Origin of the sequence: Thermococcus litoralis DSM 5473, assembly GCF_000246985.2 — an archaeon.
Classification (GTDB): Archaea; Methanobacteriota_B; Thermococci; order Thermococcales; family Thermococcaceae; genus Thermococcus_A; species Thermococcus_A litoralis.
The window spans coordinates 1,682,792-1,695,989 of record NC_022084.1 but is presented as its reverse complement, the minus strand read 5'-3'; the positions used below and the strand labels follow the sequence as shown (position 1 = coordinate 1,695,989).

Sequence of the window (13,198 nt, the reverse complement as noted above, 5' to 3'; positions counted from 1 at the left end):
GTTTTATGTTGAGAGCTTAAATCCAAGGTTTTTAAGCTCAAGGATTATTTTCATCGGAAAGCCGACAACATTGTAGTAATCCCCTTTTATCCATTCTACCAGAATTCCTCCTTTTCCTTGGATTCCATAGGCACCTGCCTTGTCAAGGGGTTCGCCTGTAGAGACGTACCATTTTATCTCTTCTTCGCTGAGCTCCCTAAACTTAACCTCCGTGACCACATGACCTGTAATCTCCCTCCCTTCATGGATAATGCAGTAGCCAGTTATAACCTTGTGTATTCTTCCGCTTAAAGCTCTGAGCATTTCTTTTGCTTCTTCCTTATTTTCTGGCTTTCCGAGGATTTTGTTGTCCAAGACGACGATGGTATCCGCCCCTATTACCGTGCCTCCATATCGGGAATAAACATCACGGGCTTTTTTCTTTGCCACCTCTACAGCATGCTCTGCCGGGTCTAAAGCTTTAGAGTCCTCACTAACGTTGCTCGGGATGACATCAAAAGCATCAAAGAACTTTGCAAGTATTTCCCTTCTCCTTGGACTTTGAGACGCTAAGATTAGCCTCATCAAAAGGCACTTAAAGGATGAAAATATAAAAATTTCGGGCGATGAGGACAATTTCGCTAGCTGACTGACCTCCTCCCCGCCTTGAAAGGCGAAGGTTAAGCTTTAATCCCTCGCTAAGGACGGGAAGGTTTACGGGCGACTCATTCCCTACTCCCGTTGCCGGTTTCGGTTCAGCCCGAGGGGACGGTCTCGCCCCCGTTACCCCTACCGCAAAGCGGTTCGGGGTTATGGTTTCAGAGGCTAAACCCTTCGTTTTTAACTGCTCAAGGTGGTTTTTGAAGGACGCCTGTCGGCGTCCAAACCACTCCAAACGGAGTGGTAACGTGAAACCCCTGCTTTGGGCTTGTTTTCAGTGGCCTCTTCGAGGCCTTACTACACTATGAAGTTTAAAAGGGTTTTGGTTTAAAGGGCTGAATTTCCGAATACTGCATCCCCGCCCTAAAGGGCGAGGCTTTCAGAAGAGAAAAGTAATGATGAGTACTCTCGCAACCGAGCCAAAAAGAGAATTAAAGAGAAGCCCAGAGCTCTATTCCTGCATCTAGTACTCTCTTGAGTTCTTTACCAATTGGTGTGTTTTTGTTAACCTTTACAAGCCCCTTTCTTGAAGGCGTTGCGGTGAATATGTACTGCTCACCTGCAAAGAACTTAAGGGGTTTCTTAGCAAAATCGGGTGAAACTCTAAGGACTATTTGCTTTTTCTTTTCTTCTGCTTCCACAGGTATCTTTTCTTTGGGCATTTCCGCGAGCTTTTCGTCAAAGCTTCTTACATCGATACTTATGCCAAGCTTTTTCTCTATTTCGCTTATTCTCTTGCCCTTCTTCCCTATTATTGCCGGGATGTCAAACTCATCCGCGTATATTATAGCCTTGTGTGGACTTGCAAGCTCAACTTCCGTGTAAACGTCGGGAAGGAACTTCTTGATCTCCTGTTTAAGCTTTTTCTCCGCAAGTTTCATTGCCGGTGGCTTCTCTTTTTTCTTTACTGGAACAACGCTTATCTCCTCTCCATAGGTGTAAATCTCGTATTCAAGTTCACCCGTCATGAAGTCCCTGACCTCTATAACCGGTCTCGCTAAGTCCTCTTCCGTCATCCCACTTGGCACCTTAACCTTATACTCCAGAGTCAGTACTTTATCAACATTCCCCGCTTTTATGAATATCACTGTATCAACTATTTGAGGGATCATTCCAAGCTCCACCCTTCCAATGAACCTCTGAATGGCATCTATGGGCTTTGTAGCGTGTACAACGCCTATCATTCCAACTCCCGCAAGCCTTAGGTCAGCATAGATCTTGAAGTCACTCGTCTTTCTCATCTCGTCGAATATGGTGTAATCTGGTCTCACAAGCAATAGAACATCTCCAGTTTTCTCCATTCTTCCCCCAAGTGCTGTATACTGGGTTATCTCTTCACTAACCTGAAGGTCTCTGGGTTTTTCCATCGTCTTGACTATCTTACCCATGGAGGCATAGTACTCAGCTAAAGCTTGAGCGAAGGTGGAATTGTGGACTATCACAGGGAGTATACCAGCAATGAAGTTGTGATTGGGCACAGTTACGTCATAAACGTCGAATTCTCCTATCATGGTTTCAACAGAGGCAACCTTGTCCCATAGAATATTGGAATCAAGCATGAGCAGCATGTGTGCAAGATGTTCTTCAACAAGCTCTGCTTTATGATAATACTCCGAGACTACTTCTTCGATTAGCCTTAGCATGCGATCCACATTAAGCTCTGCACCATTCAGAAAGAGGCTTATCATTGACTGAGAAACCGTACTCTGAGAATTCTGACCAAGGAGCGCAAAAAGAGATTTCATGAGTTCTCTGATTTCTTTTACTGCCTTATTCCACAACTCTGACTCCCTAGCCAAAAGCCCTGTTTCATATGCAAACGCTGAAAGCAACTTAGCTACTGTTGACATCATGGGCTTTCTCTTACCCTCCAGCCAAAGTTTAGGAGCAACATGATCTATATGGTTTCTTCTGTAAAATTCGATATTAACGTTTTTATCAATAAATTCCACGAGTTCTCTCCATTTTGAGATATACTTTGAGTACTCGACTAGTTTCTTGACGGTTGGTTCGAGGGCAAGGTATTCTCTGTAAACACTCAAGAAGTTTTGATACACTTTTGAAAGTCTTTCACGAGAGTAAGTAGTTTTAGTAGCCCCCTTAACTCTATATCCCGTTAGAACACCAAGAGATTTCACAAGTTCTCCAGCAGGAATAGTATCAATATTTGGATTTGAATTTTTTGTTAGATGTTTTTCAAAGCCTTTAACCTTGAACCTCGGCTTTACAACCTCGTAGAACTTTCTTATCGATCTAGAGTCCTTTAGAACAACTTTATAGTAGACCTTGCCATTTATTGTTTTTTCTTTGAAGAGTGCCTGGATACCTAATCTAAGGAGAAGATATTGTAATCCAGCTGCGAATTCTTCACTAGCAGTTGAAATTTCCAGTTCTTTCCCAATATAACCATCACCTTCAAATACCCCCCTAATAAAAGCCGCTATTCTTTTCTCGTCCGATTTCATAACAATTTCAGGTACTCTTAATGAAGATGCTTTGTTCCGCTCTGGATATCCAAAAGCACGCAGTATTTTTTCTATTGTCTTCGAATTCCGGAGTCTTAGTCTTCCTGGAGCAACAAAGTAAAACTCCTCGCTCTTAACCCCAAATATGTTTGAAACCAGATTTTTGAAGTGTTCAATAAGTTTCTCATCGAAGTTATTAAACTCGAAGACACTCCCTGATCCCTCAGCCCACATAAGGCCTAGAAACTCAAAGAACTCTTCGCTAAGAGTAAGATGGGCAGGCACATCTCTAGACTTTCTGTGATTTCTGCCCTTGTAAAACACTGTCACTGTGTCTTCAGGATTGGCCTTCACAAGCGGAACAATGTTACCATCTTTGGTTGTTGCAAAGAATCCTTCTTTTACTAACTCTCCGATCCAAATACTTTCTGGCAGGTTGCCCTTAATTGGTAGCATTCTAGGAACCGCTATTGGATCACCTTTTTTTAGAGAGCCTGCATCCATCCACATAACGAAGCCGTTTTTTATCGTGAGAACTGGGTGGTTGGGGGTGAGAATTATTTTTCTTCCAGTAGCTGTTTTTAGCTTTATCAAGGCAGTTTCATTTCTCTTATAAACTCTGAGGATGGGTTGGACTTCTACCTTCTCGTGTGAAAAAGTAACAACTTTCATTCCGGGCTTAACATCTTTAATCTGAACAAACGAACCATCTCCAAGAAGAATGGGGGTTTCTGGGGGTAAGCACTTCCCCTCTCCAGGCGCACCAGCTATAAGTATTCCCTCGGCTTTGTCGGTTAAACGTTCTAAGAGCTTTTCTGGGAGGTCGTAGTCCTCTATGCTCAATTTGGTTATTGGCCTTACAGCTGTAATCTCTATTCTATCGGCAAACGGAGGCTTTGCTATGACTATACGATAGTTTCTCAGCTGAACAACAGTAGCTCCTGGTTCATCAAGCTCTATAAACGACTCTGGGTCTCTCTTAGCCCTCTCGACTATGTCATCCGCTATCTCCTCAAGCTCCTCATCCGTAAGCTCCTCATCCCTTATGGGAACAAGCCTCCATTGACCGGGCTTTCCTTTCTTTGCCAATGGCTTTACTCCGGCTTTAAGGTGAACGCTCATCGTGTGCTCATCAAAAAAGTCCTCAAGTCTGTGCTTGACCTCTTTTCTGCTCTCCAAGTAGATTACCTCAATGCCTTTGGCTATGGCGATGTCCCTCTGCACCTGATCACCGGTTATAAGGATTGCGTTAAGCTCTCTGGCAACTTCCCTTATCATGTGGTCAATTTCTCCAGCCTTTGCCCTTCTAATTTGCCACAGATCCGGCCTTTCGCCATAGAATTCTAAAAGGATCTTATCTTCATCGGCAAGCTTTCTAAGTTTTTTTAACTCTTCCAATCCAGTGTGCCCTATAGCCTTGCCTTCATTTGCCTGATGCTCAATCTCAGCAACGACAGCCTCAGGAATAATCACCTTAACCTTTTCGTTAATCCTATTAAGGTATTGGGTGAGCCTCCCATCAACTATAACACTCGTGTCTGCAACAAATACCCTCATTTTTCTCACCTTCCCATTGCTGGTCTCTCCACTTATAACCTTTTGGTAAAAGTTCATAAAGGTTTAGGAGAATTATAGTGGGGAATAAACATGGGGAGAATAATCTCAATAGCTTCTGGAAAAGGAGGTACCGGAAAAACAACCATTACAGCAAACCTTGCGATTGCTCTAGGAAAGTTAGGGAGAAAAGTGTGTGCAGTTGATGCGGATTTGACTATGGCAAACCTAAGCCTGCATTTTGGATTAGACGATGCTGGAAGAACTATCCACGATGTGCTAATTGAAGGGGAAGATATAAGAAAAGCTGTCCATACCACGAGGTACGAGCTCGTGTACGTAGTTCCAGCTGCAGTGGACTGGGAGCACGTTGCTAAAGCAGACCCCAGAGATCTACCAAAGGTGATCCCCAAGCTAAAAGAAGATTTTGATTACATCCTCATAGACTGTCCAGCGGGGCTACAAATAGATGCCATGAGTGCCATGCTAAGTGGGGAGGAGATTATCCTAGTAACTAATCCGGAGATAGCAAGCCTCAGCGACACAATGAAAGTAGGGATAGTGCTGAAGAAAGCTGGGCGAGAGGTTTTGGGGTTTGTACTTAACAGGTACGGTGGACATAAAAACGACATACCCCCAGAAGCCGCCGAAGAGGTTATGGAATTCCCGCTTTTGGCAGTTATTCCTGAAGATCCAAAAGTAAGGGAAGCAGCACTGGAAGGAATGCCCGTAGTGGTATATGCTCCAGATTCAAAAGCCTCAAAAGCATTTTTTGAACTTGCGGAGAAGATTGTAGGGATGGAATCAGGGAGACAATGGTGGATGGAGTGATAGTGGTATTCGTTGGAACCGCTGGAAGCGGAAAAACCACTCTAACAGGAGAATTCGGGAAGTTTTTAGAAAAGAACGAAAAGAGGGTAGCATATATAAACCTAGATACGGGAGTCAAGACCCTTCCCTACACCCCCACGGTAGATGTTAGAGAGCATATAACCGTGGAAGAGCTTATGAAAAAGGGTTACGGACCCAATGGAGCTATTGTGGAAAGCTATGACTTTTTGATGGACTACCTCAACGAATACGTTGAAAAAATACTAGAGCTGGAAAAAGAAAACGACTACGTTCTTATAGATACCCCAGGCCAGATGGAAACATTTCTCTTCCATGATTTTGGGGTTAAGCTAATGGAAAATCTCCCAAGTCCGCTTGTTGTATACTTATTCGACCCCACAATACTAAGAAAACCCCACGATTACTGCTTTGTTAGGTTCTTTGCCCTTTTGATAGACCTTCGGCTTGGTGCAACAACCGTACCAGCTCTTAACAAGGTGGACCTTATCAGAGATTTGGAAAAGATAAAAAGGTATCTAGAGGATGTTGAATATCTCTCAGCTCGTTTAAAGCTTGACAGTTCAATGCAAGGGCTCTTGGCATACAAGCTATGTAAATTTTTACCCGAAGTCTCACCTCCGGTTAGGGTGCTCTATTTATCAGCAAAAACGAGAATCGGATTCGATGAACTTGAGACGGTGGCTTATGAACACTACTGCACCTGTGGGGATTTAACATAAGTTCAGCAGAAAAAATTAGAACAGAACTTTCATTCAAGAAATTTTTCCTAAAATGAATTCTTCTTCAGGAAGAAACCGGGAAGGTTTTTATTGGCAGATAAACAAGAGATTCTGGTGAGAAAAGTGTGCCTCATCGCGGGAGGGATAGGAAGGCATCTAAAACCCAAGCTTATAGCAATGATGCGGTCTGGAAAACATAGGGGTAGAGACTCTTTTGGTGTGTGGACTGATGAAGGGGTGTTGAAGAGCGAGGATTTTTCTAAAGTTGGTGAAATTCCAGACGGCAGTATAGGGCTCCTCCAGTGCCGTTTAGCCATGACAGGTTCAAAGAGCTTTACTCAACCATTTTTCAATAATTTTGTCCTAGTCCACAATGGAGAGATATACAACCACAGGCAAATAAGGGAGTTTTTGGAGAGAAGGGGGGTTGGATTCGAGAGTGATGTCGATACGGAAGTGATTCTGCGCTTCTTGGAGTTTCAAATTGAGAGAGGCAATTCCATAGCTGAGAGCGTGAAAAGCTTAATGAGAATCTTAAACGGAGATTACGCCTTAGCATTTTCCGATAAAGAAAACATATATCTTTTTAGAGACCCAATTGGGATTAGACCCCTCTATTATTCTCAGAACGGCTTCTTTGCCTCGGAAAAGAAAGTTCTTTGGAGCATAGGAGAAAGAGCAATCCCCGTAAATCCAGGAGAACTCGTTAAAATATCTAGGAAGGGCATTGAACGAGTTCAGCTCTTTACACTCTCAGAGCTAAAAGGAGAACCTTTTTCCTATGAAAGGGCAAAGCTAAGCATAAGGAAAAGCCTAGAATATGCAGTAAGAATTAGGAGTGCAAAAAAGGTAGGGGTGTTGTTTTCAGGAGGGCTAGATAGTTCTTTAATAGCCCTTCTTGCTTCAAAATACTCAGATGTCACCCTTTACACGGCGGGGGCAGAAGGGAGTCAAGACTTAGAGTGGGCTAGAAAAGTTAGTGAGAAACTTGGCCTGAAGCTTAGGGAGTACGTATTTGATCTCGATGACGTAAAAAACTCTCTTGAAAAAGTTATGTTTGCCATAGAAGAGCCCAACCCCATGAACCTCGCGATAGGAATCCCAATCTACTTCGCAACAAAACTTGCCGGTGAAGACAACACCAAAGTTCTTTTAACCGGTCAAGGAGCCGATGAACTTTTTGGAGGGTATGCAAAATACCTTAGAGATCCTTCGCTAATGGAGAAAGATATTTTGGAGATGGGGGAAAAGAACCTCGCCAGAGATGACAAAATTGCCATGTTGAACAGCGTTGAAGGAAGGTTTCCGTTCTTAGATCTCAACGTCGTCAGAAGCGGGCTAAGAACACCTTTAGAGTACAAAATCCACAATGGGGTAAGAAAAGCCATCCTGAGGGAAGTAGCCATTGAAATAGGTCTTCCCAAAGAAGTCGCATACAGAGAAAAGAAAGCCTGTCAGTATGGAAGCAATGCACAGAAGATTCTCGAAAAGATAGCAAAGAAAGAGGGCCTGAGGTTATCTCAATTTGCCGAAAAAGTCTTTTATGGGGTATTTGAACATACATAAACGGTTTTAAACTTTTTTTAACCCTCACAAAGTCAAAAAGAGTTTTCATGGCATTTGGATAAACAAACAAAGACAGAACAAAACGATTTCATGAAAAAAGCTTAAATAGGAGTTTTTCACTATAATAAAGTGAGGTGATAAACCATGGTGGCGAAAAAAGTGTTTGCATTGTTGTTTGGTGCCTTGCTCTTAGCGAGCATAATACCACCATCACAGGCACAGAGTCTTGCAATAGTTATCCTCGTAAGCGACAACGAGGCAGATTCAGTACTTGCAGAGGAACTTGCAGAAGTGTTAAACGCAACCGTAGTAGTCACAACCTGGGGAGTGCATGATCCCAATGTCACGGCAGAGATTATGGAGAATGCCCCAGATAAAGTTATAATCATAGGAGGCTCCGATGCTGTGCCAAAAGACTACGAAACGGACCTAGGCGAGCTAGGAGTTTCATATGTTAGGTGGTATGGTGAAAACAGGTACGAAACCAATTTAGAAGTGCTTAAAAAGGCTATTGAAGAGTACCCAGAGCTTTTTGAAGGCGTCAAAATAGTAATCGCCCACGGAAGAGACTTAGGAGCAATAAAACAAGCTAAAGGCATAGAAGGGAAGAAGTTTGTCCTATACGTGGATAACAATCTAACAAACACAACTGAAATAATCGGCACTCTGCTCAAAACCAAGAGCGTAATAATAATCAAGAGCCCATTAATGGACAATGAAACTGCCGAGGAAATAAGAGAACGTGTTAGGGAGAGGATCAGAGACGGAAACGTAACCGAAGAAGACGTAAACGTGACAGCTGAGATGGCATGGGAGGCAATAAAATTGGCTATTAACAGAACCGAAACGGCAAAAGAAATGCTCGATGATCTTCCAGTTCCAGCCGCTAAAAGACTAATTGAAATTGCCGAAAAGAAAATACAAATCGCAAACGAGAGCTACAACGAAGGAAACTATGGAAAAGCGTATGGACAAGCAATAGCCGCAAAGGCTCACGCAGAGGCGGTGATTAAGCTGGCCAGCAAGGAGTGGCAGAAGGTGATTCATGCAAGCCCTAAAGTCCAGCTCGAAAAGGAAGTACACAGGCTCGAAGTTAAAATAAAAGTTCTCGAAAAAGCTGGAATTGATGTGACTCAAATAAAAGAGAAGATAGATGCCGCAAAAGCCGCAATCCAGAATGATGACTATGACACTGCTAGAGAACTCATCGAAGATGCCAAAAACATGTTAAGGGAAGCATTTATGCAAGGAAAGGGCAAGATAAAGGAAAAGCATCTGCCAGTAAATCCACCACGTGGAAAAGGTAGAGGCAGACCATAGAAAGGCTTTTTACTTCTCTTCTACATTTTTTATTCATGAGAATTTTGATTGTGGGACACTATCCTCCTCACAAAGGAGGGGTTGCAAATCATACTGATAGCTTAGTTAAAGAGCTCAGAAAGCGGCATGAGGTTTATGTTCTCACATATGGGCCCATAAAACCCAGAGAGTTTGAGAAAGAGAGAGTTTATCAGGTTAAAGTTCCCCCGATCTTTGGTTTGAGAGGAATCTTATTTGTTCTCCTAGCTTTCTTGAAGATAGTTAAACTCCACAAAAAGCTGAATTTTGAGCTCATCCATACCCACTACATTGGAACAACCAGCTACGCCGGGGTTCTCGCAAAGAAGAAACTGGGAATCCCCCTAATTGTAACGGCCCATGGAAGTGACCTCGACTTTATGTCAAACCTTCCGTTGGGGAGGTACTTTGTTAAGGATAGCATAGCAAAGGGCGATGTTATAATAGCTGTGAGCCACTACCTGAAAAAGAGAGCCCTCTCTCTTGGAGCAAAAAGGGTAAAAGTCATCCCAAACGGAATAAGGGCACTAAAGCTAAGGAGAGCAGCAAAACGATACATCACGTTCATCGGGGCACTAACCTCCTATAAAGACCCAAAAACGTTTATACGCCTTGCAGAATACTTTCCGGATGAGAAATTCCTAGTGGTTGGCGATGGTCCACTGATGGAAGAACTGAAAACCATGGCCCCTCCTAACGTCAAGTTTCTCGGTTATAGGGAGGATATTGATACCATACTCGCGGAGAGCAAAATACTAATAGTTCCTTCCCTGAGAGAGGGATTTGGGCTTGTGGTTGTTGAAGCTAATTCCCTTGGGGTGCCCGTAATTGGAAGGGCTGTTGGGGGAATAAAGGAGCTCATAAGGGATGGAAAAAATGGGTATCTCTTTAAAGACTTTGACGAGCTTATAGAAAGGGTGGAGCTTTTGCTCGATAACAAAAAAGCTTTAAAAATGGGTAAAATTGGAAGAAGAATCGGTGAAAAGTACACGTGGGAAAAAGTCGCTGAGAGAGTTGAGAGGGTTTACACGGAAGTTTTAGGTGAGGGACATGACGATAGTGATAAACATGCGAGAAGGCGTTGACTGGGAGAAAATCAAGATAGCTGCTAGGTTTATTAGAGAGGGGAAGCTTGTTGCGTTTCCTACGGAGACGGTTTATGGATTGGGTGCAGATGCTCTAAATGAAAACGCTGTCAAAAGAATCTTCGAGGCAAAGGGGAGACCTCCGGATAATCCTTTGATAATTCACATAGCCGAGTTTGATCAGGTTTATGAGCTCGCAAGAGAAGTCCCTGAGAAAGCTAAAATGCTTGCAGAGAAGTTCTGGCCGGGGCCGTTGACAATAGTGCTCCCCAAAGGGGACAAAGTTCCCTATGCAACCACAGGCGGGTTAGAGACTGTGGCGATAAGAATGCCCGCTCATGAGATTGCCCTTGCGTTGATAAAGACAAGCAAAAGACCCATTGCTGCGCCTTCAGCCAATATAAGCGGAAAGCCAAGCCCCACTCTAGCGGAACACGTTGCCGACGACTTTTATGGAAGGATAGAGTGCATAATAGATGGGGGCGAGACAAAGATAGGGGTAGAATCAACGGTAATAGATCTAACCACAGAGCCTCCGATGCTCTTAAGACCTGGTGGGTTGCCTCTTGAGGAAATAGAGAGGGTAATCGGAAAAATAAAGATTCATCCAGCCGTAAAAGGGAAACCGGTAAAGCTGGCAAAAGCTCCCGGAATGAAGTACAAACACTACGCCCCAGATGCTCAGGTTATAGTCATCGAAGGAGAGCGTGAGAGGGTTAAAGAGAAAATCAATGAGCTCATCAAGAGGTATAAAGCCCAAGGTATGAGGGTCGGTGTAATGGCCACCGGGGACTTCTACAAGGCAGATGCATATTTCAACATGGGCGAAAGCGAGGAAGAGATAGCAAGGAACCTGTTTAAAGCCCTCAGAGAACTCGACAAGTCCGGAGTAGATGTAATATTGGCCGAGGGGATTGAAGAAAAGGGACTGGGGCTTGCAGTTATGAACAGGCTTAGGAAGGCGGCGGGATATAGAGTGATAAAAGTCTAATTTTTTCGAAATTTTTTGAATTTTAGTGTGCTCTGTTGTTCATCAGAGAAAGCGTTAAATACATCGAGGTAAAATAAACATTCGTTAAAACCAAGTGGGGTGGCCCTTTTGATAGCGGGTATAATAAGGTCCAGTCCAGGTGAGCTTGAACTAGCTGGGAAAAGCTTGGTGACTAAGGGAGAGCTGAAAACCGGTATAAGACTTCTTATAAAGTCCGCGAGAGAGTATGAAAAACAAAAAAGAATTTTAGATGCTGCTCGGATTTACAGATACATTGGAGACCTCATTCTTAGTGCCAATCCACAGGCTTTGAAAGATGCCAGACCTTTTCTCCTTAAGAGTGCGTATTATTATTTGGATATTCTGGAAAGAGAAGTCGAAGCTGAGGATCCCAATTTAGAACTTCTTGACGAATTTTGCTCCAATATCCTCAGAATATTTGAAATTCTCGGTGAGAAAAATAAATTTGAAAAATACGCAAAGGAATTCGCAGTGATGTACAAATCCATGGGTGACACTCAAATGAAAAGGAAGAAAATCCAGAAGGCAATTGAGTCTTATGAAGCAGCATATAGATACTACAAGATAATTCACGATTCAGCTGGCATTGAGGACATGGCAAGTATTTTGCTTGACCTCTATGGAAAAGGAGCGGAAATATTTGTAGCCAAGAAAGAATATCAAAAAGCGGGGGACACCTTTTTCAAGCTCGCCTTTATCGTCAAGGACGTTTTTGGTTATGATGAACACTTCATGGAGCTCATGGAGAACGCGGGAAGAAACTACGAGAGAGCGGGAAGGGAATGGTACGCTGATGGAAATCTCTACTATACTTCAAAATCTTTTCTTAGCGCTGAGTATTCCTATTTATTGGCAGGGAACTCTCAAAGAACAAAGCTCATAGGTTTAAATACCACAAAAATGCTCTATCAGCTCGCAGGAGAATATAGAAAAGAGGGCTTCATGGAGGAACTTGGAGACACCCTGCTAATGCTTGCTCAATCCCTCTTCGCTCTTGATAAGCTTCTGGAAGGCTTAAAGACTTACAAGAACCTCATCTTGGAGGTGGAAGCAACACTAGAACACAGATACAGAATAAGAAAAGCCCTTCTCCTCTATCTAGCCGCTAAGGAAAGAAGCAGAAACTACCTAGAATTTGTTGAACATATGGACTTCTATGCAAAGAGAGAGGCTTACGCACAGGCAATAGAACTGGCAGAGCTCATCTTCGAGACGAGATATCCAGAAATTAAAAAAGGATTGCAAAAAGTAGAAGGATTCAGCCCAGAATAACTTTCCTTCTGTAGCCCTCTTTCTGGCATCCCTCAAGAAAAATATCTCTTCAACAAGCTCTTTCTCCTTAAGAATCTTCAGAGCATAGCGAACAGTTCTTTCAGAAAGGTTTGTTTTTCGTGCAAGCTCTTTAGAAGATACTGGTCTGTCTTCTAAGGCATTAAATACCTGAAGCGCTGATTTTGGCAAAGCAAAGTAAATCCCCCCTCATCACAACCACCAAAAAAGGAAGGAAAAGAGAGTTTATAAGAGTTTTGATAGAGGCAATTTCAAGTCTGCTGCCTTATGGTTACTCTTGGAAGAGGAATTGGATACGGAATTCTCATTTCTTTGGAAATTACCATTATCAGGGGGGTTATTTCATTAGTTACAAAGTTCACTATCTCCGCAAACATTTCTGGAGGGATTTTCTTTTCTTTTTCCCAACCATCAAGGATTTCGTCTATCTGCTCTTTTTTGGGTGGTAGGTAAAACACCGCTCCCTTTATTAGCGCCCTCGCAATCTCAGGGTTGTATCCGATCTGATAAGTGAAGAACACCTCAATACCGTTTACTTTCCCAGAAGGAGTCTTTACTTCTCCCAATCTAACCTCCTCAATTTTTGGAGAGAGATTCACCTCAACCTTGCCAAGTACTCCTCCCTGCTTTTCAACTTCAATGTTCGTTATGTTAACACCTACAACTGGCATTTTTCCA

General features: G+C 43.0%; 10 protein-coding genes and 1 pseudogene. 7 read left to right on the top strand and 4 right to left on the bottom strand.

Annotation, left to right across the window (positions count from 1 at the left end):
• Positions 1 to 3: 3 nt before the first annotated feature.
• Positions 4 to 564, bottom strand: a complete 561-nt coding sequence (locus OCC_RS09200; RefSeq protein WP_004068100.1) for a Maf-like protein — start codon at positions 562 to 564, stop codon at positions 4 to 6.
• A gap of 506 nt (positions 565 to 1,070) precedes the next feature.
• A complete protein-coding gene (locus tag OCC_RS09195) occupies positions 1,071 to 4,661 on the bottom strand; it encodes an LAGLIDADG family homing endonuclease (RefSeq protein WP_004069652.1) in 3,591 nt (1,196 codons plus the stop codon).
• 90 nt (positions 4,662 to 4,751) lie between these two features.
• Between OCC_RS09195 and minD the strand changes: the two genes are divergently transcribed.
• The 7 genes from minD to OCC_RS09160 all read left to right on the top strand — a co-directional run bounded on the left by minD (position 4,752) and on the right by OCC_RS09160 (position 12,502).
• Complete coding sequence (minD, locus tag OCC_RS09190) at positions 4,752 to 5,489, top strand: cell division ATPase MinD (RefSeq protein ID WP_004069650.1); 738 nt, start codon at positions 4,752 to 4,754, stop codon at positions 5,487 to 5,489.
• Positions 5,486 to 6,229, top strand: coding sequence for an ATP/GTP-binding protein (locus OCC_RS09185; RefSeq protein WP_004069647.1), 744 nt, complete (start codon positions 5,486 to 5,488; stop codon positions 6,227 to 6,229). Before minD ends, OCC_RS09185 begins: the two co-directional genes overlap by 4 nt.
• A gap of 123 nt (positions 6,230 to 6,352) precedes the next feature.
• Positions 6,353 to 7,795 carry an asparagine synthase (glutamine-hydrolyzing) gene (asnB, locus tag OCC_RS09180; RefSeq protein ID WP_004069645.1) on the top strand — a complete coding sequence of 481 codons (1,443 nt, stop codon included), beginning with the start codon at positions 6,353 to 6,355 and terminating at the stop codon, positions 7,793 to 7,795.
• Between the two features lie 144 nt (positions 7,796 to 7,939).
• Complete coding sequence (locus tag OCC_RS09175) at positions 7,940 to 9,115, top strand: cell wall-binding repeat-containing protein (RefSeq protein WP_004068778.1); 1,176 nt, start codon at positions 7,940 to 7,942, stop codon at positions 9,113 to 9,115.
• 35 nt (positions 9,116 to 9,150) lie between these two features.
• The gene (locus tag OCC_RS09170; RefSeq protein WP_048874638.1) at positions 9,151 to 10,218 is read left to right on the top strand and encodes a glycosyltransferase family 4 protein; all 1,068 of its coding nucleotides are present in this window, start codon (positions 9,151 to 9,153) and stop codon (positions 10,216 to 10,218) included.
• A complete protein-coding gene (locus OCC_RS09165) occupies positions 10,184 to 11,209 on the top strand; it encodes an L-threonylcarbamoyladenylate synthase (RefSeq protein ID WP_004068789.1) in 1,026 nt (341 codons plus the stop codon). Before OCC_RS09170 ends, OCC_RS09165 begins: the two co-directional genes overlap by 35 nt.
• A 108-nt stretch (positions 11,210 to 11,317) precedes the next feature.
• Positions 11,318 to 12,502, top strand: a complete 1,185-nt coding sequence (locus tag OCC_RS09160; protein ID WP_004068791.1) for a hypothetical protein — start codon at positions 11,318 to 11,320, stop codon at positions 12,500 to 12,502.
• Between the two features lie 33 nt (positions 12,503 to 12,535).
• On the opposite strand, the pseudogene OCC_RS12905 reads toward OCC_RS09160, so the two are convergent.
• Together OCC_RS12905 and OCC_RS09155 are read right to left on the bottom strand one after the other, a co-directional pair.
• Positions 12,536 to 12,691: pseudogene (locus tag OCC_RS12905) on the bottom strand (winged helix-turn-helix domain-containing protein); the annotation flags it as partial.
• An 80-nt stretch (positions 12,692 to 12,771) separates the two neighbouring features.
• A complete protein-coding gene (locus tag OCC_RS09155) occupies positions 12,772 to 13,191 on the bottom strand; it encodes a hypothetical protein (protein ID WP_004068794.1) in 420 nt (139 codons plus the stop codon).
• Positions 13,192 to 13,198: the final 7 nt, after the last annotated feature.